1 protein-coding gene is annotated in these 1,046 nt (G+C 72.2%); it reads left to right on the top strand.

Going from position 1 to position 1,046, the window contains the following annotated elements; all coding sequences use genetic code 11:
- Positions 1-1,000 (top strand): imelysin family protein (locus tag x551_RS22620; RefSeq protein ID WP_036251913.1); only part of this gene is annotated, 1,000 nt, incomplete at its 5' end.
- Between the last annotated feature and the right edge of the window lie 46 nt (positions 1,001-1,046).

Here is a 1,046-nt window from a genome sequence, read left to right as displayed (position 1 = left end):
GCAGGCCGTCGCGGCCTTCGTCGCCGCGCCGTCGGCCGAGGCCCTGGCCGAGGCGCGCAAGCGCTGGCTGGCCGCGCGCGAGTTCTACGGCCAGACCGAGGCCTTCCGCTTCTACGGCGGCCCGATCGACGACGACAAGGGCCCCGAGGGCCGGATCAACGCCTGGCCGATGGACGAGTCCTTCGTCGACGGCGTGCAGGGCAAGCCGGGCAGCGGGCTGATCGGCAACCGCAAGTTCGTCATCAGCAAGAAGAACCTCGCGGCGCAGAACGAGCGTGGCGGCGAGGAGAACATCGCCACCGGCTGGCACGCCATCGAGTTCCTGCTGTGGGGCCAGGACCTGTCGGAGACCGGCCCGGGCGACCGCAGCTTCGAGGACTTCGTCGACGGCAAGGCGCCCAACGCCGACCGCCGCCGCCAGTACCTCACGGTGGTGACCGAGCTGCTGGTCGACGACCTGGCGGGCCTGGTCAAGGCCTGGGCGCCGGCCACCAAGGGCAACTACCGCGCGCGCTTCGAGCAGGGCGGCAAGGAATCGGTGCGCAAGATCTTGGTGGGCCTGGGCTCGCTGTCGCGCGGTGAGCTGGCCGGCGAGCGGCTGGAGGTCGCGCTCAACAGCCAGGACCAGGAGGACGAGCATTCCTGCTTCTCCGACAACACCCACCGCGACGCGGTGAACAACGCCAAGGGCATCGAGAACGTGTGGCTCGGCCGCTATGTGCGCGCCGACGGCAGCACGTTGCAGGGCGCCTCGCTGCGCGAGCTGGTGGCGGCGAAGGATGCCGCGCTGGCCGAGCGCGGCACGCGCCAGATCGCCGCCTCGGTGGCGGCGGCCGAGGCCATCCAGGCGCCGTTCGACCGCGAGATCGTCGGTGCCAAGGATGCGCCGGGCCGCCAGCGCATCCAGAAGACGATCGCCAGCCTCACTCAGCAGAGCAAGGACCTCGTGGCCGCCGCCAACGCGGTGGGCATCACCAAGCTCACGCTGGTGCAGCCGTGAGCCGGCGCGGGCGCGCGGCCGGCCGCGCCGCCGCGGTGCTGGCGGG

It is taken from the genome of Methylibium sp. T29, assembly GCF_000576205.1.
In the GTDB taxonomy this organism is placed as follows: Bacteria; Pseudomonadota; Gammaproteobacteria; order Burkholderiales; family Burkholderiaceae_C; genus Methylibium; species Methylibium petroleiphilum.
This window is presented reverse-complemented; position numbering and strand designations above follow the sequence as displayed.